The organism is Streptomyces sp. NPDC059534 (assembly GCF_042743475.1).
Classification (GTDB): Bacteria; Actinomycetota; Actinomycetes; order Streptomycetales; family Streptomycetaceae; genus Streptomyces.
Genome location: NZ_JBHWAQ010000002.1, coordinates 248,268 through 266,296, shown reverse-complemented (window position 1 = coordinate 266,296; position 18,029 = coordinate 248,268). Strand labels below are relative to the sequence as shown.

The window sequence follows — 18,029 nt, the reverse complement described above, 5'->3', positions numbered from 1 at the left end:
CCCGGGCCGCCGCCCTCACGTACGTACAGGTTTAGCTGAACGAGTCGCCGCAGGCGCAGGAGCCCGTGGCGTTCGGGTTGTCGATCGTGAAGCCCTGCTTCTCGATGGTGTCGACGAAGTCGATCGAGGCACCTCCGAGGTACGGGGCGCTCATGCGGTCGGTGACGACCTTGACGCCGTCGAAGTCCTTCACGACATCGCCGTCGAGCGAACGCTCGTCGAAGAACAGCTGGTAACGCAGGCCGGAGCAGCCGCCGGGCTGAACGGCGACGCGCAGGGCCAGGTCCTCGCGGCCTTCCTGGTCGAGGAGGGCCTTGACCTTGGCCGCGGCGGCGTCGGACAGGAGGATGCCGTCGCTGACAGTGGTCTTCTCGTCCGATACGGACATCTGCTTCTCTCCCGGTGTGTACGGAGACTGCTTGCCGACGGTTGCAACCGGCGGTGTCCCGGATTCATTCCGGGGCGAGCGTGGTCTTTCTCCTTTCATGCTCGCACACCATGTCCACGAGTGCGGACGGCGAATTCGTCACATCGACACTATGGACATCGTCAACGTGACGTGAAGCGGTTATGATAGATAGCGTCATTTAGACGAAAAGGTTCCCCGAAGAAAGGGTGCGTGACGTGACCACGGCCCAAGCCCGTCATGAGCTCGACGTACAGCCGACGCCGCTCGCCCTGCTTCTGCTCGGCCGCGAGGCCGACCCGAAGAGCGAGCGCGGCGTGGAGTGTCCCGGCGACCTCCCGTCGCCCTCCGACCCGGACCTGGTGGAGCGCGCCCGCGCGGCCAAGGAGAAGCTCGGGGACAAGGTCTTCGTGCTCGGCCACCACTACCAGCGCGACGAGGTCATCCAGTTCGCCGACGTCACCGGCGACTCCTTCAAGCTCGCCCGCGACGCGGCGGCCAAGCCCGAGGCCGAGTACATCGTCTTCTGCGGCGTGCACTTCATGGCCGAGTCGGCCGACATCCTCACCGGCGACGCCCAGAAGGTCGTCCTGCCCGACCTGGCGGCCGGCTGCTCGATGGCCGACATGGCCACCGCCGAGCAGGTCGCCGAGTGCTGGGACGTGCTGACCGAGGCCGGTGTCGCCGAGCAGGTCGTGCCCGTCTCGTACATGAACTCCTCGGCCGACATCAAGGCGTTCACCGGCAAGCACGGGGGCACGATCTGCACCTCGTCCAACGCCGAGCGGGCCCTGAACTGGGCCTTCGAGCAGGGAGAGCCCGGCACGACGAAGGTGCTGTTCCTGCCGGACCAGCACCTGGGCCGCAACACGGCCGTCCGCGACATGGGCATGTCCCTGGACGACTGCGTGCTCTACAACCCGCACAAGCCGAACGGCGGCCTGACCGTCGAGGAGCTGCGCGCCGCCAAGATGATCCTGTGGCGCGGCCACTGCTCGGTGCACGGCCGGTTCTCGCTGGACTCGGTGAACGACGTCCGCGAGCGCGTCCCGGGCGTGAACGTGCTCGTCCACCCCGAGTGCCGCCACGAGGTCGTCGCCGCGGCGGACTACGTGGGTTCGACCGAGTACATCATCAACACCCTGGAGGCGGCCCCGGCCGGTTCCAAGTGGGCGATCGGCACGGAGCTGAACCTCGTCCGGCGGCTGGCGAACCGGTTCGCCGACCAGGACAAGGAGATCGTCTTCCTCGACAAGACGGTCTGCTTCTGCTCGACGATGAACCGCATCGACCTGCCGCACCTGGTCTGGACGCTGGAGTCGCTGGCCGAGGGCAACCTGGTCAACCAGATCTCGGTCGACCCGGAGACGGATACCTTCGCCAAGCTCGCGCTGGAGCGGATGCTGGCGCTGCCGTAACGGTTCTCCCGTCACCGGGCACGGCATACGACGGAAGGGGCGCCCCGCGGGTCGCGGGGCGCCCCTTCCGTGCCGTACGGATCAGACCGCGGCCGGCTCCTTCGCCTGCGGCGGGACGGTGGCGTCCCCGTCCTTCGCCGCCCGCTTCGCCGCCTTCCTCTTCGCGCGGCGCTCCTTGCGGAGCTCCACCATCGCGTAGAGCGTCGGCACGAGCAGCAGGGTCAGCAGCGTCGAGGTGATCAGACCGCCGATCACCACCACGGCCAGCGGCTGGGCGATGAAGCCGCCCTCGCCGGTGATGCCGAGCGCCATCGGCAGCAGCGCGAAGATCGTCGCCAGGGCGGTCATCAGGATCGGGCGCAGCCGGTGCCGGCCACCCTCGATCACCGCTTCGACGACGCCCAGGCCCTGGGCGCGGTACTGGTTGATCAGGTCGATCAGGACGATCGCGTTGGTGACGACGATGCCGATGAGCATCAGCATGCCGATCATCGCCGGAACGCCCATGGCCGTGCCCGTGAGCACCAGCAGGCCGAGGGCGCCGGTCGCCGCGAACGGGATCGAGACCAGCAGGATCAGCGGCTGGATCAGCGACCGGAAGGTCGCCACGAGCAGCATGAAGACGATCGCGACGGCCGCCAGCATCGCGAGGAACAGGTTGAGGAACGCCTCGCTCTGGTCCTCGGAGACACCGCCGATGGTGGCGGTGGCGCCCTCGGGCAGGTCGAGCGCGCCGATCTTCGACTGGAGCGAGGCGCTCACCGCGCCGGTGTTGTCGCCGACCGGCTTGGCCGTGATCGTGGCGGCGCGCGCGCCGTCGATCCGGGTCATCGAGACCGGGCCGGGGACCAGCTCGACAGTGGCGATGTCACCCAGCCGCACCGGGCCGAGCGGCAGGGCCTTCAGCTCGGCCAGGGTGGTGGCCGGCTTCGCCGAGGTGATGAGGACGTCCCGCTCGGTGTCCTCGAGGATCGCCTTGGCGGCCGGGGTGCCCCGGACGGCCTGGGCGACGATCATGCCGAGCGATCCGGAGTCGAAGCCGGCGTCGGCCGCCCGCTCGTTGGCCCGGACGGAGATGCGCGGGACGGACTGGGACAGGTCGCTCTGGACGTCGGTGACGTCCTTCATCCCGGCGATCGCCGTGCGGACCTGCTCGGACGCCTGCTTGAGGACCTGCGGGTCGGCGGCCTTGACGACCACGCTCAGGTCCTGGCTGCCGAAGCCGTCGCCGGCCGCGATGGTGGTGTCGCCGATGCCGTCGAGGCCGGCGAGCGCCTTCTCGATGGCGTCGCGGGTCTTCTCGTACGCGTCGGCGTTCTCCAGGCTGACCTTGTACGACGCCTGGTTGGAGCCGGTGCCGCCGCCGAAGGCCGCCATGAAGCCGGAGGAGCCGACGGTGACCTGGTAGTCCTTGACGCCCTCGGTCTCCGCGAGGACCTTCTCGATCTTCTTCGCGGCCTCGTCGGAGGCGCTCAGGCTCGTGCCGGGCGCCAGCTCCTGCTGGATGCTCAGCACCTCCTGCTCGCCCTGGTCGAAGAAGTTCGTCTTCAGGAGCGGGGCCATGCCGAAGGTGACGACCAGGACGACGAGCGCGATGGCCAGGCTCATGAAGCGGCGCCGGGTCGCGAACCGCAGGACCGGCACGTAGAGCCGCTGGAGCCTGCTCTTCTCCTCCTTCTCCTCGGCCAGCCTGCGGGCCTCCGCCAGGTCCGCGGGGGTGCCCTTGGGGGCGCGCAGGAACCAGTACGACAGGACGGGGACCACGGTCAGGGAGACGAGCAGGGAGGCGAGCAGGGCCGCCGTGACCGTCAGCGAGAACGAGCCGAACAGCTCGCCGATCATGCCGCCGGTCAGACCGATCGGCAGGAAGACGGCGACGGTGGTGAGGGTGGAGGAGGTGACGGCACCCGCCACCTCGCGGACCGCGGTGATGATCGCGCTCTGGCGCTCCTCGCCGTAGCCCAGGTGCCGCTTGATGTTCTCCAGGACCACGATCGAGTCGTCGACGACCCGGCCGATGGCGATGGTGAGCGCGCCGAGCGTCAGCATGTTCAGCGAGAGGTCGCGGGTCCAGAGCACGATCAGGGCCAGGACGACCGAGAGCGGGATGGAGACGGCGGTCACCAGGGTCGAGCGGATCGACGCCAGGAAGACGAGGATCACCAGAACGGCCATGACCAGACCGAGCGCGCCCTCCGTGGTCAGGCCGGAGACGGCCTTGGCGACGGCCGGGCCCTGGTCGGAGACGACGGTCAGCTCGGCGCCGACGCCGAGGTCGCGGCGCAGCTCGGGCAGCTTCTCCCCGACCGCGTCGGAGATCGCGACCGCGCTGCCGTCCTTGTCCATGGTGGCCATGACGGCGAGGCTGGACTTGCCGTTGGTGCGGGTGAGGGAGACGCGCGGCGACTCCTCCTGCTTCACGGTGGCCACGTCGCCGAGGCGGACCGCCTTGCCCTTGCCGGGCACGGCCGCCGGGATGCGCAGGTCCTCGATCTGCCGCAGCGAGGTGTAGCCGCCGCCGACCTGGATCGTGCGGCTCTTGCCGGCCTCGGAGAAGGAGCCGGCCGGGACGGTGGCGCCGCCGGAGCGCAGGGCCTCGGCGAGCTTCATGGAGCTGAGGCCGGCCGCGGCGAGCTTCCGCTCGTCCGGGACGACCGAGACCTGGAGCTCCTGGACCCCGCTGACGGAGACCTGGCCGACGCCCTCGATGCCTTCGAGGGCGGGGACGACGGTCCGCTCCAGCTGGTCGGCCAGGGCCTGGGGGTCCTTGCCGGACGAGGCGGCGAGGACGACGGTCGGCATGTCGTCCGTCGAACCGGCGATCACCTGCGGGTCGACGGAGTCGGGCAGCTGCGCGCGGGCGCGGTTCACGGCCTGCTGGACGTCGGCCACGAGCTGCTTCGTCGACTCGTCGCCGTAGTCGAAGGAGGCCATGATGACGGCCATGCCCTCGGAGGCGGTGGAGGTGACCGACTTCAGGCCGTCGACGGCCTTGAGGTTGCTCTCCAGCGGTTCGACGACCTGCTTCTCGACCACATCGGGAGAGGCGCCCTGGTACGGGGCGAGGACCGAGACCATGGGCAGCTCGATCGAGGGGAACAACTGCTGCTTCAGCTGCGGGATCGCGATCGCCCCGAACACGATCGCGATGATGGACATCAGCCCGATCAGGGCCCGTTGCGCGAGGCTGAATCTGGACAGCCAGGACATGGGGTCTCTCTTCTGTGGCGTACTCGTCGGCAGGCGGGAGCAGCCAAGACCCCGGCACGGATCCGCGGGATCCGCCGGAGGTGCCCCCCGTCTATACGATCCGACATCGGCGGCCGGAAGTCCTCGGCCCCCGGGTCCACTTCCTTATGCCGCGCATACCGCGTCTGGAGTACGCCGGGGTGTTCCGTCACTCCACCCTCGGACGTACCAGTCCCGATTCGTAGGCCGTGACCACCAGCTGGGCCCGGTCGCGGGCGCCCAGTTTCGCCATGGTCCGGTTGACGTGGGTCTTCACGGTGAGCGGGCTGACGTCGAGCCGCTCGGCGATCTCGTCGTTCGACAGGCCGCCCGCGACGAGGACGAGGACCTCGCGCTCGCGGGCGGTCAGCGCGCCGAGGCGCTCGGAGCGGGCCCGGCCGCCCTCGCCGCCGGTGTCCGCGCCCATGCCGGCGCCCTGCGCGAGGAAGGTGGCGATCAGGCCCTTGGTGGCGACCGGGGAGAGCAGCGCCTCGCCGGCGTGCGCGATCCGGATCGCGCCGAGCAGCTCCTCCGGCTCGGCGCCCTTGCCGAGGAAGCCGGAGGCGCCGGCGCGCAGCGACTGCACCACGTACTCGTCGACCTCGAAGGTGGTCAGCATGACGATCCGCACGTCGGCGAGCGCGGGATCGGCGGTGATCATGCGGGTGGCGGCGAGTCCGTCCGTACCCGGCATGCGGATGTCCATCAGGACCACGTCGGCCCGCTCGGAGCGGGCGAGGGCGACGGCCTGGGCGCCGTCGGCGGCCTCGCCGACGACCTCCATGTCCGGCTCGGAGTTCACCAGGACCTTGAAGGCGCTGCGCAGCAGGGCCTGGTCGTCGGCGAGCAGTACCCGGATCGTCATGTGTCCTCCCCCGTACGGGACGTCACCGGCAGTATCGCCTGCACGCGGAAGCCACCGCCGTACCGGGGTGCGGCGGTCAGGGTGCCGCCGAGCGCGCCGACCCGCTCGCGCATGCCCAGCAGGCCGTGGCCGCCGGAGGCGTCGGGCACGCCGGACGGCGGGGCGCCGTTGTCGAGGACGGTGATCTCGACCGTCCGGCCCACCCGGACGACGCTCACCTCGGCCTCGGCGTCGGGTCCCGCGTGCTTGCGGACGTTGGTCAGGGCCTCCTGCACGATCCGGTACGCGGCCAGGTCGACGGTCGCGGGCAACGGCTTCTCGCCGTCGGTGCGGGCCAGGGCGACCGGGAGGCCCGCCTTGCGGAAGCTGTCGAGCAGCCCGTCGAGGACGGCGAGGCCGGGGGCGGGCTCGGTGGGCGCCTCGGGGTCGCCGGACTGGCGCAGCAGGCCGACGGTGGCGCGCAGCTCGTCGAGCGCGGAGCGGCTCGCCTCGCGGACGTGCGCGAGGGCCTCCTTGGCCTGGTCGGGGCGCTTGTCCATGACGTGGGCGGCGACGCCCGCCTGCACGTTCACCAGGGCGATGTGGTGGGCGACCACGTCGTGGAGGTCGCGGGCGATCCGCAGCCGCTCCTCGGCGACCCGGCGGCCCGCCTCCTCCTCGCGGGTGCGCTCGGCGCGCTCGGCCCGTTCCCGTATCGCGTCGACGAAGGCCCGGCGGCTGCGGACGGCGTCCCCGGCCGCGGCGGCCATGCCGGTCCAGGCGAAGACCCCCAGGTTGTCCTGGGCGTACCAGTGCGTGGGGCCGAAGGCCATGGCGGCGGCGGTGAGCACCGCCATCGTGGCGAGGCCGACGCGCCAGGTGGTGGGCCGGTCGGTGCGGGCGGCGACCGTGTAGAGCGCGACGACGGCGCTCATCGCGATCGGCGCCGGCCTGTTGTCGCTGACCAGCTCGAAGAGGCTGATCGTCACGGTGAAGCAGAGCACGGCGAAGGGGTTGCGGCGGCGCAGCACCAGCGAGGCCGCCCCGACGACCATGATCAGCACGCTCCACACGTCCGGCGAGTGGTCGCCGAACGTCGGCCCGTCCGGACTGCCGTGGGGGTCGGTGAACGACCCGGCGATCATGGACACGAGCACGCCGAAGGCGAGCACCGCGTCGAAGGCCAGGGGGTGGGCGCGGAACCCGTCACGGAGGCGGACGTAAGGGGTCCCGGTGGCGGCGCCGGTGGGGGTCACGGGGCACAACGGTACGGGGCCCCCGGCCACGGGGGTACGGGGCCCGCGCCCCGGCGGCTCGGCGTCGCGAGGGGCGGGCCTGCGGTCGCGGGAAGCGCGAAGGTCCCGTCACCCCGTGGGGTGGCGGGACCTTCGTGTGGAAGGGCGGGGCCGTGGTGCGGGAGGGTCAGCCCGGGATGAGGCCGTCGTCGGAGAGCAGCGCCCGGACTTCCTCAAGGCTCGCGTCCGGAGCCGGGAGGATCAGTTCGGAGGGTTCGAGGGCCTCGTCCGGGAGGGGTTCGCCGAGCCGCCGGACGGCGTCGAGCAGGGCCCCGAGCGTGCGCCGGAACCCTTCCGTGTCCCCCGACTCCATCTCGGTGAGCAGCTCGTCGTCGAGCTTGTTCAGCTCGGCGAGGTGGCTGTCGGCCAGCTTCCACTGGCCCTCCCCCATGATCCGTACGATCATGACGCGTCCTGTCTGTCGCCGCTTCCGGTCGTTACTTCTCGAAGCGCGGGTGGGACTGCTGGGTGCGGTCCTGCGGCGCGGCCGCGCCGCCGCCCTCGATCGCCTGCTGCTGCGCCGACGGGCCTCCGGCCAGCTCGGCCTTCATCCGCTGGAGCTCCAGCTCGACGTCGGTGCCGCCGGAGAGCCGGTCGAGCTCCGCCTGGATGTCGTCCTTGGCGAGCCCGGACTGGTCGTCCAGGGCGCCCGAGGCGAGCAGCTCGTCGATCGCGCCCGCGCGCGCCTGGAGCTGGGCGGTCTTGTCCTCGGCCCGCTGGATCGCGAGACCGACGTCGCTCATCTCCTCGGAGATGCCGGAGAAGGACTCGGCGATCCGGGTCTGGGCCTGGGCCGCCGTGTACGTGGCCTTGATGGTCTCCTTCTTGGTGCGGAAGGCGTCGACCTTGGCCTGGAGGCGCTGGGCGGCGAGGGTGAGCTTCTCCTCCTCGCCCTGCAGCGTCTGGTGCTGCACCTCCAGGTCGCTGACCTGCTGCTGGAGCGCGGCGCGCCGGGACAGCGCCTCGCGCGCCAGGTCCTCGCGGCCGAGGGCGAGGGCCTTGCGGCCCTGGTCCTCCAGCTTGGCGGACTGGCCCTGCAGCTGGTTCAGCTGGAGTTCGAGCCGCTTGCGGGAGGTGGCGACGTCGGCGACACCGCGCCGCACCTTCTGCAGCAGCTCCAGCTGCTTCTGGTAGGAGTAATCGAGCGTCTCGCGCGGATCCTCGGCCCGGTCAAGGGCCTTGTTCGCCTTCGCGCGGAAGATCATCCCCATACGCTTCATGACACCGCTCATGGGCTTCGCGCGCCCCCTTCTGACGGACTTCGGCTCCAGCTCTCCAACAGGATCCACAGTACGGGCCCTGTCTCCATTACCGCACTGTTCGGAGCGGGATGCGCTCCTCCCCAAGGACGACTACGCCCGGTGTTCCCTCCGGCCCAGGGTGTAGACGGATCTCGGGGAAACCCTGTTCGTCCTTGCGTACGTACTCCCCAGGACGCAGTCCGTTAGCGGATCGTTCCCGCCCGAGCTGGGGTCCATGCCCACCACCCCGTACCCTTGGGTTTTGTGTTCCGTAGCCGTTCGAAGGACGAGAAGGCCCCCACCGACAAGGTGACGGCGGACCTCTCCACCAAGCAGCCCCGCGACCCCGAGGCCCCCAAGGGCCGCCCGACCCCGAAGCGGAGTGACGCGCAGACCCAGCGCCGACGCGCCGCGACGGTGCCGACCGACCGCAAGGAGGCCGCCAAGCGCCAGCGCGAGGCACGCCGCTCCGACCTGGCCCGTCAGCGCGAAGCGCTGGCCAGTGGCGACGAGCGCTATCTGCCGGCCCGCGACAAGGGTCCGGTCCGCCGTTTCGTGCGCGACTTCGTCGACTCCCGGTTCGCGATCGCCGAGTTCTTCCTGCCGATGGCCGTGGTGATCCTCGTGCTGTCGCTGTTCGGCAACGCCAACCGCAGTCTGCAGAACATCTCGCTGCTGCTCTGGCTCGGTGTGATCATCCTGATCGTCATCGACTCGGTCGGTATCTGGATCCGCCTGCGCAAGCAGCTGAACGAGCGGTTCCCGGACGAGCCCAAGCGCGGCGCGATCGCCTACGGCCTGATGCGTACGCTCCAGATGCGCCGTCTGCGGCTGCCGAAGCCGCAGGTCAAGCGCGGAGAGCGGCCCTGAGCGCCGACAGCTCGGAGCGCGGCGAACCCACTCTCGGCGAGGGTGCTTTCGGCGCGGCCACGTCGGAGGCGGGCGGCCCGGTGCTGCCCGCCGTCGCCCAGCCCGCCGGACCCGGCGGTCTGCGCGACACCATCCGCCAGGAGATCGTCGCCCGCCAGCTCGACGAGCAGATATCCGGCCGCTACCCCGTGGGGCAGCGGCTGAGGATCCTCGACGCGGGCATGGGGCAGGGCGCGCAGGCGCTGCGCCTCGCCCGGGCCGGGCACACCGTGACCGGCCTGGAGGCCGACCCGGAGCTCCTCAAGGCGGCGCGCGAGTCGCTGGCGACGGAGCCCGCCGGCATCCGTGAGCGGGTCCGGATGATCGAGGGCGACGGGCGCGAGACCGGCGTGCACTTCCTGCCCGGCAGTTTCGACGTGGTGCTCTGCCACGGTGTCCTCATGTACGCCGACGAGCCTGACGCGCTGCTCGCGGGGCTGGCCCGGATGCTGGCCCCCGGCGGTCTGCTCTCCCTGGTGGTGCGCAACGCCGAGTCCCTCGCCATGCGGCCGGGCCTCGCCGGAGACTGGTCGGGCGCGCTCGCGGGCTTCGACAGCGATGTCGTCACCGACGGCAACGGCGTGAAGGTGCGGGCCGACCGGCTGGACGCGCTGACGGCGACGCTCGCGGGGATCGCCGCGCCGCTGCACGCCTGGTACGGAGTGCGGGTCTTCACGGACGGCCTCCCCGCCGGGGCGGGACTTCCGGCCGCCGAGGAACTGGAGCGGCTGCTCGCCGCCGAGGACCGGGCCGGGCGCACCGAGCCGTACCGGCGGATCGCGGCGCTGCTGCACCTGTGCGGGGTACGCCGGGGCTAGCGAGGGGGCTGCCAGGCCGGTTCCTCCGATCCTGCCTGACCCGCGACGCTCCCCCGGCCACCGCCGGGAGGCGCCCCCGGGCACCGCGCCTCGCGGCGTACCCGAAAGAGGCGTACCCGAAAGAGGCGAGCCGGCTAGTCGGGCCCGGTCCAGTCGAAGGTGATGTGCTTGCTGGAGCGGCCTTCTCGGCTCCAGAGGAAGCCGTGGGCATCGGCGCGGTCCACCGTCGAGCGGCCCCAGGTCGCGACCTGGCCCGGTCCGGTCTCCGCACCCGGCAGGTTGGTCGACTGGACGCGGGCGCCCTCCGGGGTCGTGGGTCCCGTGAGCGCGACCGCGCTCGCCTCGACCCGGCCCGGTACGACGGCCCGCCAGCTCGCGAGGTCGTCGGCGACCTCGATCTCGATGGGAGCGAACTCCATGCCGCGCATCTCGGCGCCCATCATGCTCACCATCTCGGCGGGCCAGCTGCCCGCCTGCCCACCGAAGATCATCTGAAGCGCCTCGCGCTGGGAGTCGTCGGCGCGCTCGTCGACGAAGACCGCGGCGTACGTGTCCGTGTGCTCGGCCCAGACGTTGCCGACGAACGAGCCCAGCATCAGCACGTTCAGGCCGTCCAGCCGTACGTCACCGTATCGGCCCTCGCGGATGTGCCAGGCCAGGATGCCGTCGCAATCGCCGTGGGTGGGCAGCTGCGCGAACGAGCAGGGGCAGGGGATGTTGCACTTGCAGGTGTCGAACCAGTCGCCCGCCGCATGCCACCGGGGAACGGTCGCCGTCGTCTCGGACATCTCCCTGCCTCCTCGTGACCGTGCCGGGACGTCGGTCTCGGGAGGACGGCAGAGCCCCCGGGAACCATCGCCGGCCCACGCCCGGGTCGTACGGGGTATCCACCCCGATTGTCCCACCGCAGGGGTCACCCGGAGGAGGTGCTTTCCGCGTACACGCGTTCCCGCGCGCACGCGCGGGTCCGCCGTGATGTGCTGGAGGTGTGCGCCTCGACCGGAAGGCCCTGTCACCCCCTCTGCGTCCGGCCAATCTGCTGACGGCCCGGCAGCTTGCGTTCGCCTGGTCCGTGATGGCGTCGATCGCCCTCCTCGCCTGGGTGCTGGTGGTCGACCAGGCCCGCGACATGGGGGTCGAGCCGGGAACCATGGGCATGGACGTCCCGCTGTTCCTGCTGCTGTGGCTGGTCATGATGATCGCCATGATGTTCCCGTCGGTGGCCCCGGTGGCCCTCACCTGGGCGCGGGCCATCGGACGCCAGTCGCCCACGGGAGTCGTGCGGGTGGCGCGTACCGCCCAGTTCGTCGGCGGGTACCTGCTGGCCTGGACGGCCTTCGGCCTGATCGCCTACGGGCTCCTCGCCGGGACCGGGGCCCTGGTGGACGAGCACCCGGGCGCCGGGCGCTGGATCGGCGCCGGGGCCTTCCTGGTCGCCGGGCTGTACCAGTTCGGCCGGTGGAAGGACCTCTGCCTGCGGCACTGCCGGAGCCCGATGGGCCAGCTCGTGCGCTACGCGGGCTTCCGGCCTCGGGCCCGCGACCTGCGCGTCGGGGCGCACCACGGGGCGTACTGCGTGGGCTGCTGCTGGGGACTGATGGTCGTGCTCGTCCCGCTGGGCGTCATGAACGTCCTGGCGATGGCCGTGGTGGCCGTGGTGATCTTCGTGGAGAAGCTCTGGCGGCTGGGCCCCGTCTTCTCGCGGGTCGCCGGTGCCGCCTTCCTCGTACTCGCGGTACTGAGCCTCTTCCAGCCCTGGCTGCTGCCGGGCCTGATCCCGCCGCAGTCGCCCATGACGGAGATGCTCCGCCCCTAGGGGGTGTCCCGAGCGGTCGAGTCGTCGGCGGACGGGGCGGCCGGCAAGGCGGGGCTCGAACCGGGTGACGTGATCGCCCGCCTTCGCGCGTGCGGGGTGCGGGCCCTGGACCCGCACCCCGTTCCGGCTCCGGCTCTAGCCCTCCGCGTCCAGCGGCATGGGGCCGTAGATCTTGGTGCCGTCCTCGGAGAGGGTCACCTGGTCGGCGCCGCCGCCGAGGAGGTCACGCCAGTGCTCGCCGATCCAGCTCTCGGCGTCGCCCTGGGTGGTGAACTCCTCGGGGGTCACCACCGGCTCGACCTGTGTGCCGTCGGACTTCTCGAACCGCCACGTCCATGCCATGTCCGCCTCCTGGCGCTCACCGGATGATCGGTATCCTGCCCGCAGCGTAGCCGGGCGCGCACGCCTCGCGGTGGCGCGGGAGGATCTGAGGGTGGAACTGACTCTGCTCGGCACCGGAGCCCCGCTCGGCCTCCCCCGCCCCGACTGCCCCTGCGCGGTGTGCGCGCTCTCCCGAGGGACCCGGGCGCGGGCCGCGACCGCGCTGCTCGTGGACGGGGCGCTGCTGCTCGACCTGACCCCGGGGGCCGCGCTGGCGGCGGCCCGCTCGGGGCATTCGCTCGTGGGGGTGCGGCAGGTCCTGCTCACGCATCCGCACGACGGGCCGGCGGTGGAGGTGCCCGCGGGGCTGCCGACGGCGGGCCGGGTGCCGGACGGCCGGGAGCTGACGCTGATCAGCGGGCACACGGTGCGGGCGGTGCCGATGGACTCCCCCGGCACGGGGTACGAGGTGACGTCGGCGGACGGCGAGCGGCTGCTGTACCTGCCGCCGGGCGGCGCCCCCGCCGGGCTGCCGGAGGACCAGCAGGTGCCGTACGACATGCTGATCGGCGATGTGACGGGCAGGCCGGACGCGCTGGCCCGGCTGCGGGCGACCGGGGCGGTCGGGCCGGCCACCGAGGTGATCGCGGTGCACCTGGACCACGACGCTCCGGCCGGGGCCGAGCTGGACCGGCGGCTCGCGGCGGCGGGCGCGCGGGCGGTGCCGGACGGGACGACGCTGTACGTGGGCGAGTACCACGAGGTGCCGGAGGTGCCGCGGCGGACGCTGGTGACCGGCGGGGCCCGGTCGGGCAAGTCGGTCGAGGCCGAGCGGCGTCTGGAGACCTTCCCCGAGGTGCTGTACGTGGCGACGGGCGGGACCCGGGAGGGCGACGCGGAGTGGGCCCAGCGGGTGGGGCTGCACCGGGAGCGGCGGCCCGGTTCCTGGCGTACCGCCGAGACCTGCGACCTCGTCCCGCTGCTGGCCGGGGAGGGACCCGCGCTGCTGATCGACTGTCTGTCGCTGTGGCTGACGGACGCCATGGACCGGGTGGGCGCCTGGGACGACGAGCGGTGGGCGGCGGGCGGGCAGGCGGCGCTGCGGGAACGGACGGCGGAGCTGGTGGCGGCGGTACGGGCGACGGGCCGCACGGTCGTGGCGGTGACGAACGAGGTCGGCTCCGGGGTGGTGCCGGGCACCGCGTCGGGGCGCCGGTTCCGGGACGAACTGGGGCGGCTGAACGCGGCCTTCGCCGACGAGTGCGAGCAGGTCGTCCTCGTGGTCGCCGGTCAGCCACTGGTGCTGCGCGGGTAGGGTGCGATCACCGATGGCCACCGGCCAGGCCCCAGCTGATTGCCCCAAGGCGGAACCCGTGAACCTGGACGACTTCTCCGATCTGATCGAGCGCCCCGACGGCGGGATCCGGCGTGACGCCGAGGAGCGCCGGGAGCGGCTGAGCGTTCCGCCGGGGGCGCTGGGCCGCCTGGACGAGCTGGGCGAGTGGCTGGCGGCGGCGCAGGCGACGGTGAAGGTGCGGGCGATCGAGCAGCCGCGGGTGGTGCTCTTCGCGGGCGACCACGGGGTGGCCTCGCTCGACGTCTCCGGCCGTGCGGCGGGCACCGCGCACGAGCTGGTGCGGGCGGTCCTGGACGGGGCGAGCCCGCTGGCCGTGCTCGCCCGCTCGATGAAGGTGCCGGTGCGGGTCGTGGACGCCGGTCTGGACTGCGAGCCGGAGCTGCTGCCCGCCGAGGTGGTACGGCACCGGGTGCGGCGCGGCAGCGGCCGGATCGACGTGGAGAACGCGCTGACGGCCGAGGAGACCGAGGCGGCGGTCCGGCTCGGTATCGCGATCGCCGACGAGGAGGCGGACTCGGGCACCGATCTGGTGGTGCTCGGCGACCTGAGCGTCGGCGGGACGACCCCGGCGTCGACGCTGATCGCGGCCCTGTGCGGGACGGATGCCTCGGTGGTGACGGGCCGGGGCGGCGCCCGGATCGACGATCTGGCGTGGATGCGCAAGTGCGCGGCGATCCGGGACGCGCTGCGGCGGGCCCGGCCGGTCCTGGGCGACCAGCTGGAACTGCTCGCGGCGGTCGGCGGGGCGGACCTGGCGGCGATGACCGGTTTCCTGCTCCAGGCGTCGGTGCGGCGGATGCCGGTGATCCTGGACGGTGTGGTGGGCGCGGCCTGTGCGCTGGTGGCGCAGCGGGCGGCGTTCCGGGCGCCGGACTGGTGGCTGGCGGGCCAGGTGAGCGGGGAGCCGGCGCAGATGAAGGCGCTGGACCGGATGGCCCTCAACCCTCTTCTCGACCACGGCGTCCATGTGGGTGAGGGAACCGGTGCCCTGCTCGCGCTTCCCCTCGTCCAGGCCGCGGCCGCGTTCGCGGCGGAGCTGCCCGAGCGTCCGGAGACGGCCGCGTCGGGCGCGGTGGACGAGGAGCACTGAGAACGACGGACCGACCGGCTCCGGGGCGGTCGCACGCCACGCGCGCGCGGCCGCCCCGGGGTGTCGGCATGGCCAACGGTGCCCCATATGATCGCTTTTCATGGGAGAGGTCCGTTTGTCCGCCGAAGCAGCGCCCCGGGGCACCACCGTCCGTTCGCGGCGCAGCGCCGCGTTCGCCGTCTGGTATCTGCGCGTCGTCACGTTCATCAATTTCCTGAGCGCCGTCTGGGTCTCCTTCGGGCAGGACCTGCGCCGGCACAACGAGGACAACTACTTCACTCCGTACATGCTCACGGCGGGCTTCGCCTCGGGGGTCTTCACCCTCTTCCTGGCGGTCACCATGCGGCGCCACAAACGGGCCGCGTGGATCCTCAACATGGTGCTCGGCGGACTGTTCCTGCTGCTCTTCGCGCTCGTGATGATCTTCCCGGAGATCCGCCAGCACGCCCAGAACTGGATCTCGCTCGCCCTGACCGCCGCCTTCGTCGTGGCGCTGCTGCTCAGCCGCAAGGAGTTCTACGCGAAGGGCGACCGCTCCAACCCGTGGCTCGCCGCGGTCGTGGCGGTGGGCGGACTGCTCGTCACCTCGCTGCTCGCCGCCGTCCTGGTCACCGTCACCAACACCTCCACCGTCCCCTCCACCTTCCTGGAGCGCTGGCGGTACGGCGTGATGCGGCTGATCACCCTGGCCGCCGACGACTCCCGCCTGCCCGGCATCTCCACCCCCGGCTGGGTCGACGTCACCATCAACGTCCTGTCCACGCTGCTCCTGTTCGCCGTGCTGTTCGCGGCCTTCCGCTCCCGGCGGGCCGTCGACCCGCTGACCGAGGAGGACGAGGAGCGGCTGCGGGCCCTGCTGGACAAGCAGGGGGACCGCGACTCGCTCGGCTACTTCGCGCTGCGCCGCGAGAAGAGCGTCGTGTGGTCGCCGAGCGAGAAGGCGGCCGTCACCTACCGGGTGGTCGGCGGGGTGTCCCTCGCCTCCGGCGACCCGATCGGCGACCCCGAGGCATGGCCCGGCGCGATCGAGCCCTGGCTGGCCGAGGCCCGCGAGCACGGCTGGATCCCGGCCGTGATGGGCGCGAGCGAGGAGGCCGGCACCATCTACGCCCGGCACGGCCTGGACGCCCTGGAGCTGGGCGACGAGGCGATCGTGGAGACCGACGAGTTCACCCTGGACGGCCGGGCGATGCGCACGGTCCGGCAGGCGTACAACCGGGTCAAGCGGGCCGGGTACGAGGTCCGGATCCGGCGCCACGAGGACATTCCGGCCGACGAGATGGCCGAGCTGCTGCGCAAGGCCGACGACTGGCGGGACGGGGCCACCGAGCGGGGCTTCTCGATGGCGCTCGGCCGGCTCGGCGATCCGCGCGACGGCCGCTGCGTGATGCTGGAGTGCACCGACGAGAAGGGCGAACTGCGGGCCGTGCTGTCCTTCGTCCCGTGGGGCCCGAAGGGTCTCTCGCTCGATCTGATGCGCCGTGACCGGGAGTCGGAGAACGGCCTGATGGAGTTCATGGTCATCGAACTCCTCCAGCGCGCCAAGGAGATCGGGATCACGCAGGTCTCGCTGAACTTCGCCATGTTCCGCTCCGTCTTCGAACGTGGCTCGAAGCTCGGGGCGGGACCCGTGCTGCGCATGTGGCGTTCGCTGCTCAGCTTCTTCTCCCGCTGGTGGCAGATCGAGTCGCTGTACCGTGCCAACGCCAAGTACCGACCGATCTGGGAGCCCCGATTCATGCTCTTCGAGAAGAGTGCGGACCTGCTGCGCATCGGCCTCGCCGCGGGCCGCGCGGAGGGGTTCCTGGAAGCTCCGGGACTGCCGAAGTGGATGCACCGCAGACACCTGGAGAGCGGGCGTTGAGCGGGACCCTGAAGGAGTTCGCCCGCCGCGAGTGGGGGCCGCTGTTCTCCACCGTGCGGACCGCGCTGGCCACGAGGGGGTGGCGGGCCGTCCCGATGACGCTGACGGCCGTCTGCCTCACCGCCCTCTGCCAGCTCGTGCAGAACCAGGACTGGGGGTACCAGCCGGTCCAGGACCTCGGCTCCGTACGGGCCGAGGACCCACTGTGGCTCGCGCTGCTGCGGACCCCGCTCTCGCTCTTCGTCCCCGCGCTCGACCTGCCCGTGTGGGGCGCCCTCGCCCAGGTGCTGCTGGTGTTCGGGATCGCCGAGATCTGCATCGGGCGGTGGCGGACGCTCGCCGTCGCCTACCTGGCGACGCTGGGCGGCACGCTCTACGCGCGCGTGGGCATCGCGCTCGGCCCGGACGGTCCGTTCGGGCTGCCCGCCTCCGACGCGCAGGTCGTCGACACCGGCCCCTCGGCGGCCGTGGTGGGCCTCGCCGTCTACGTCTGCTGGCGGTACGGGGCCCGGTGGACGGCCGGGCTCGTCGTGCTGGCGATGGTGGTCGAGGTGGTGATCAAGCCGAACCTGGCCGGCAAGGAGCACCTCGCCGCGATCGCCTCCGTCCTCGTCCTGATCGCGGTCCGGGCCTGGCGCGAGCGGCGTCAGGAGGGGGGCGTGCCCCGTCCGGGCACCCGCTCCTGGAAGCCGCCGATCAAGTCCTGAGAGCGGCGCCGGATCCTGGTCCAGCGCTTGTCGTGGCGGTACGTACGGATCGTGGAGCGGGCCCTGGCCCGGTGGCGCCGGGCGTAGAGGCGCCGGGACCACCAGGAGCCGGGGCGGGCCAGCCGGACGGCGCCGACGATCGCCACGAACGGGACCAGGGTCCCGATCACGGCCATCCGGAACTTCCCCTTCACCAGGGTGACCAGGACGAGGAGGAAGTTCAGCGCGAGGCTGAGGATGAACGTGGCCCGGTCCTGGCGTTCGTCGGCGGTCATGTCGTCGACGCCGAGCGGCGAGAAGCCGCTGAGCGTGAGCCCCACCAGCGCCGCGGTGAGGACGACCACCTCGACGCTCTTGCGGCCCTCGTCCGTCCAGTACACGTCGTCGAGATGGAGGATGAGCGCGAACTCGTCCAGGACGAGCCCGGCGCCGACCCCGAAGACGACGGCGAAGACGGCCGCGCCGACACCGTGCCGGTCGCTGCCCACCGCGCCGAACCCGCCGATGACGGTGAGGACCACGCCCGGCACGACGTGATGGATGTGGAGCCCTCCCGAGGAGACGTTCCGGAAAGGTCCCTTCCCCGCCCGGATGAGCCGGGTGACGGTGCGGGTGACCAGGAATGTCAGGACGAAGGAGGTCAGAGCGAGCAGCATCGGGAGCTTGCCCGGCTCGACGATGTTGCGGGAGAACCAGTGACCCATGCCACCCCGTT

The 18,029-nt window shown here is 71.9% G+C and carries 17 protein-coding genes; 8 read left to right on the top strand and 9 right to left on the bottom strand.

Annotated elements, in window-relative coordinates:
• Nucleotides 1–31: 31 nt before the first annotated feature.
• Nucleotides 32–388: an iron-sulfur cluster assembly accessory protein gene (locus ACFVZH_RS03515; RefSeq protein ID WP_015033024.1), complete on the bottom strand. Its 357-nt coding sequence runs from the start codon at nt 386–388 to the stop codon at nt 32–34.
• A gap of 227 nt (nt 389–615) precedes the next feature.
• Between ACFVZH_RS03515 and nadA the strand changes: the two genes are divergently transcribed.
• Nucleotides 616–1,824 (top strand): quinolinate synthase NadA, encoded by a 1,209-nt coding sequence (nadA, locus tag ACFVZH_RS03510; protein WP_384892501.1) that lies wholly within the window; start codon nt 616–618, stop codon nt 1,822–1,824.
• Between the two features lie 81 nt (nt 1,825–1,905).
• Here nadA and ACFVZH_RS03505 read toward each other — a convergent pair whose 3' ends face one another.
• The 5 genes from ACFVZH_RS03505 to ACFVZH_RS03485 all read right to left on the bottom strand — a co-directional run bounded on the left by ACFVZH_RS03505 (nt 1,906) and on the right by ACFVZH_RS03485 (nt 8,423).
• Nucleotides 1,906–5,034, bottom strand: a complete 3,129-nt coding sequence (locus tag ACFVZH_RS03505; protein ID WP_384892498.1) for an efflux RND transporter permease subunit — start codon at nt 5,032–5,034, stop codon at nt 1,906–1,908.
• Between the two features lie 187 nt (nt 5,035–5,221).
• Nucleotides 5,222–5,917, bottom strand: a complete 696-nt coding sequence (locus tag ACFVZH_RS03500; protein ID WP_384892496.1) for a response regulator — start codon at nt 5,915–5,917, stop codon at nt 5,222–5,224.
• On the bottom strand, nt 5,914–7,152 hold the full coding sequence (locus ACFVZH_RS03495) for a sensor histidine kinase (protein ID WP_384892493.1): 1,239 nt from the start codon (nt 7,150–7,152) through the stop codon (nt 5,914–5,916). Before ACFVZH_RS03495 ends, ACFVZH_RS03500 begins: the two co-directional genes overlap by 4 nt.
• Before the next feature lie 166 nt (nt 7,153–7,318).
• Nucleotides 7,319–7,597 carry a hypothetical protein gene (locus ACFVZH_RS03490; protein ID WP_384892490.1) on the bottom strand — a complete coding sequence of 93 codons (279 nt, stop codon included), beginning with the start codon at nt 7,595–7,597 and terminating at the stop codon, nt 7,319–7,321.
• A 31-nt stretch (nt 7,598–7,628) separates the two neighbouring features.
• Nucleotides 7,629–8,423 carry a PspA/IM30 family protein gene (locus ACFVZH_RS03485; RefSeq protein ID WP_017238869.1) on the bottom strand — a complete coding sequence of 265 codons (795 nt, stop codon included), beginning with the start codon at nt 8,421–8,423 and terminating at the stop codon, nt 7,629–7,631.
• 273 nt (nt 8,424–8,696) lie between these two features.
• Here ACFVZH_RS03485 and ACFVZH_RS03480 point away from each other — a divergent pair, with 273 nt between their 5' ends.
• Together ACFVZH_RS03480 and ACFVZH_RS03475 are read left to right on the top strand one after the other, a co-directional pair.
• A complete protein-coding gene (locus tag ACFVZH_RS03480) occupies nt 8,697–9,302 on the top strand; it encodes a DUF3043 domain-containing protein (RefSeq protein WP_384892487.1) in 606 nt (201 codons plus the stop codon).
• 80 nt (nt 9,303–9,382) lie between these two features.
• The gene (locus ACFVZH_RS03475) at nt 9,383–10,159 is read left to right on the top strand and encodes a class I SAM-dependent methyltransferase (RefSeq protein WP_384892484.1); all 777 of its coding nucleotides are present in this window, start codon (nt 9,383–9,385) and stop codon (nt 10,157–10,159) included.
• 134 nt (nt 10,160–10,293) lie between these two features.
• Here the strand turns inward: ACFVZH_RS03475 and ACFVZH_RS03470 are convergent, their stop codons facing one another.
• Nucleotides 10,294–10,947, bottom strand: a complete 654-nt coding sequence (locus ACFVZH_RS03470) for a DUF1326 domain-containing protein (protein WP_384892481.1) — start codon at nt 10,945–10,947, stop codon at nt 10,294–10,296.
• Nucleotides 10,948–11,147: 200 nt separating this feature from the next.
• On the opposite strand from ACFVZH_RS03470, the gene ACFVZH_RS03465 reads away from it, so the two are divergent.
• Nucleotides 11,148–11,975, top strand: a complete 828-nt coding sequence (locus tag ACFVZH_RS03465; protein ID WP_384892478.1) for a DUF2182 domain-containing protein — start codon at nt 11,148–11,150, stop codon at nt 11,973–11,975.
• A gap of 135 nt (nt 11,976–12,110) precedes the next feature.
• Here ACFVZH_RS03465 and ACFVZH_RS03460 read toward each other — a convergent pair whose 3' ends face one another.
• Entirely contained in the window at nt 12,111–12,317 is a 207-nt protein-coding gene (locus ACFVZH_RS03460; protein WP_366302433.1) for a hypothetical protein, read from the bottom strand.
• Between the two features lie 91 nt (nt 12,318–12,408).
• Here ACFVZH_RS03460 and ACFVZH_RS03455 point away from each other — a divergent pair, with 91 nt between their 5' ends.
• From ACFVZH_RS03455 to ACFVZH_RS03440, 4 genes are all read left to right on the top strand, one after another.
• Entirely contained in the window at nt 12,409–13,611 is a 1,203-nt protein-coding gene (locus ACFVZH_RS03455) for a bifunctional adenosylcobinamide kinase/adenosylcobinamide-phosphate guanylyltransferase (protein WP_384892475.1), read from the top strand.
• Nucleotides 13,612–13,669: 58 nt separating this feature from the next.
• Nucleotides 13,670–14,743 (top strand): nicotinate-nucleotide--dimethylbenzimidazole phosphoribosyltransferase, encoded by a 1,074-nt coding sequence (cobT, locus tag ACFVZH_RS03450; RefSeq protein WP_384892472.1) that lies wholly within the window; start codon nt 13,670–13,672, stop codon nt 14,741–14,743.
• 100 nt (nt 14,744–14,843) lie between these two features.
• Nucleotides 14,844–16,607, top strand: coding sequence for a phosphatidylglycerol lysyltransferase domain-containing protein (locus tag ACFVZH_RS03445; RefSeq protein ID WP_384892469.1), 1,764 nt, complete (start codon nt 14,844–14,846; stop codon nt 16,605–16,607).
• Entirely contained in the window at nt 16,604–17,314 is a 711-nt protein-coding gene (locus ACFVZH_RS03440; protein ID WP_384892466.1) for a hypothetical protein, read from the top strand. Before ACFVZH_RS03445 ends, ACFVZH_RS03440 begins: the two co-directional genes overlap by 4 nt.
• Here the strand turns inward: ACFVZH_RS03440 and ACFVZH_RS03435 are convergent.
• The gene (locus tag ACFVZH_RS03435) at nt 17,254–18,018 is read right to left on the bottom strand and encodes a hypothetical protein (protein ID WP_384892463.1); all 765 of its coding nucleotides are present in this window, start codon (nt 18,016–18,018) and stop codon (nt 17,254–17,256) included. The two genes, ACFVZH_RS03440 and ACFVZH_RS03435, sit on opposite strands and share 61 nt — an antisense overlap.
• Between the last annotated feature and the right edge of the window lie 11 nt (nt 18,019–18,029).